The following is a 2,802-nucleotide window of genomic DNA, read 5'->3' on the forward strand; positions in this document are numbered from 1 at the left end:
GTCGAGGCGCATTCCGCTGCCGTGAAGCTGCTGTCGCACGTGCCCACTGGAGTGCCGTTCACGAGTGGGAGACTGGCGAGGTTGAGATAGGTGAATCGGCTCTCCTCGCTCATACGTTTCACGAGCACGTCGCGTGTAGGGAGGAAGCCGTCGCAGCCACCCGTTGAGCGCACGAGATTGAGGTCGCGGTCTGAGTCGAGGTCGAGTGAGTAGCTCACGCAATCCCCTTCACCGTTGAGCGCAGTTACGCGGTGAGGCGTGGATTCGACGACCTCGATGGCTTCGCTCAGCTCACGGTCGAGGTAGCTGACGGCGATGATGCTCTGGGTCTGAGCGATAGATTCAGCGGTGATGGAGCTGCCCGCACTCATCGTCGTGGCAAGACCAGTAATGAGCGCGGTGCTCATGATGGCGCTCACGGTGACCGCGACGGTCTGCATGACGCTGTTTTCGGCTAGGTCGCTGAATGGGTTGAGTGATGACTTTGACATTGGTGCTCCTGTTTGGAATCTCTACGTTCTTTTGTAGATTTCCTATAACAAGAATAAACCATGCTGCATCACATTTTAAGAGTTTCTGAAAAGTAATAAAACAGGAACGTAACTCCTCTTAGAGATCCACGTTGGGTTCACGGAACAACCGGTGAACCGTGCCCACGCCGCCATCACAGTCGTCACAACCGGGGCAGTGGTAGGTATTGAAATCGCTCGCGTCAAGAAACGCCTTGCGCCAACGGAGCCATCGCTGGTCGAGCCGAAGCCTCGCGGTAAGCCCTGCTCGACGAGTCGCCATCCAAGGTGCAAGGAATCCGTGATGAAGGAGGACGACCTCCATCAACTCATCGCGCGTCGCGTAGGTCGAAAACGGGCGACTCAGCCACAGCAAGTCAAAGACATCGTTTGAGAAATCCCGGTCAGCGTGACCGAAGTTCTCCACCGCCATCCAGTTGCAACTCACAGGCTCTCGCACAAGCAGGTAGCTCGCGCTGCCGCCATCCGTGAGTGCGATGGTGAGGCGGCGAGGATTGAGTTCCTTAGACACCGAGCGCGCCGCAAGAAGCATGTAGTCGCCTGCCCGAGGCTCCTTGGTGAAAGGGTTGATAGCGCGTGCGAAACCGGATGCTTTCGCGCCGTCGATGATGGACAACGCCAGCACCGTGCGCGGGTCGGCGGTGGTGACGGGGACTTCCTCTGGCTGGGGCATGGACAGTCCTCTCGTAACCTGATCGCGGCGCATTAGTGTGCACCAGACCTACGACAATCCGGCTTCTTCTCTTCACTCCACCGCGGCGAATGCGGTTCTCGGCAACAGCTCCCAAATTGCTAGTTCAAGGACGCGCATCAGATGATGACCTCTGACAGCTCGCCTGCCACGTCGGCTCCATCGAGCGTGATGATGTCGAAGACCGCATTCGCCGCGTACCTCGCTTCCGCACCGCTCCACCCCTTCGATTCCATCCGACGAGCGAGACGCTTGCTCGTGGTGAACTCGCACGCGCCATCGAGGTTTGCCGCTTCGACCAGCTCACGCGCCTTGGCTTCCCATGCCTCCTTGTCGGCTATCGACGCGTTCGGCTTGGGAATGCGCCCGGTCACTGCGAGTAGTGAATTGACGGTGGATTCAGCAGCGTTCTTGCTTGCTTCCCACTCTTTCCGAGCAGCGCTTCGAGCCGGGACACCGGCTGCCCATTCCGCCAATCGAGCCTCGCGCTTCTGCCAGCCATCCCACGTGCCAATCAGGGCGAGCATGTCCGAGAGCAGTTCACCCTGATTGAGTCGTTCGAGGGTCTTGTCGCCGAACGCTCCGAGTCGTGAACTGGTGATGTTCTTCGACGCTTTGATACCCAATGAGCCACGAAGCATCGCCAACCACAGTGGTGCATTCAGCGTGCCCTCTGGTCGGGGAACGGAGGCGCTCCATGCGATTGCATCAGCGCCGATAATGAGGTCGGCGACTACGTAGCCGGTCACCCCTATGTTGAGTCCTCGCATCACGCCGCGAGGCGTGCTCTCTTTGCGCGCATCGACTTCGCGCTGAACCTCGGCGCGAGCCTTGCGTGCTTCCAGCCGTTCATCGACCTCGACGGCTATTGGCTCGCTGAGACGGCGGAGTTCTCTCTTCGCGCGTTCCGCATCGAGCATGGCAACGACGCTTACCGGCTCTCCTGTCATCGATTCGACAAGCGCGTCGATGGAGCTGGCGTACTGGTGAGCAACGCGGTTCATCTCTCTGCTACTGAGTGACCGGATGCTTCGCCTCGGGCTGCCTGCATGGGTTCCCCGGACGGTGAAGATCCCGACTCTTTCCGCCCATGCCAAAGCCAGCCCGACATCCTCACGCTTGGTTAGCATCGTCGCCGCAATTCGTTCCGCAGGAGAGATGGCAGTGTCCTTGCCGTCATCCCAGATTGCGTGAAGTACCTCAACCCCGACGACTGCCGCAATCATTCGCTTTCGCGCGTCACCCACGCGCGCCTGCACGTCAAGCCCCACAACATCGCTATCGCCATGTTCTGCAACGCCCTGTATCAACGCCGCCGCTTTCCAGACCAGCAGCACCGTTCTGCCATCAGCGCTCTTCAACATCTCTCGATGCTCAAACACCGAATCAACAGCGTCGTCCCATGCAACATCATCAGCAACAAGCTCGCGCAGCTTCCAGTCAGTACCCCACGTGCGCAACACCGTGCGAACAGCGTCAACGTTTGATTCATCGACGAGCTGCTCGTTCGCCAACACCTTGCGGATTCGGATTGCTGCTCCGTCCCCACCACTCTTTGCGAGACTCGATTTCACTTCTGCG

At 59.1% G+C, this 2,802-nt stretch carries 3 protein-coding genes; all 3 read right to left on the reverse strand.

Annotated elements, in window-relative coordinates; genetic code table 11:
* Positions 1 to 491 (reverse strand): hypothetical protein (locus ACILQR_RS16860; RefSeq protein WP_395652517.1); only part of this gene is annotated, 491 nt, incomplete at its 3' end.
* Between the two features lie 118 nt (positions 492 to 609).
* A complete protein-coding gene (locus tag ACILQR_RS16865) occupies positions 610 to 1,203 on the reverse strand; it encodes a hypothetical protein (protein ID WP_395652518.1) in 594 nt (197 codons plus the stop codon).
* A gap of 137 nt (positions 1,204 to 1,340) precedes the next feature.
* Positions 1,341 to 2,802, reverse strand: a 1,462-nt coding sequence (locus tag ACILQR_RS16870; RefSeq protein WP_395652519.1) for a hypothetical protein, incomplete at its 5' end; no start/stop codon positions are given.

It is taken from the genome of Brevundimonas sp., assembly GCF_044239655.1.
Classification (GTDB): domain Bacteria; phylum Pseudomonadota; class Alphaproteobacteria; order Caulobacterales; family Caulobacteraceae; genus Brevundimonas.

Coding starts and splice junctions, on each gene's coding strand:
- ACILQR_RS16865 (WP_395652518.1), bottom strand. CDS start 1,203: ATGCCCCAGCCAGAGGAAGTCCCCGTCACCACCGCCGACCCGCGCACG.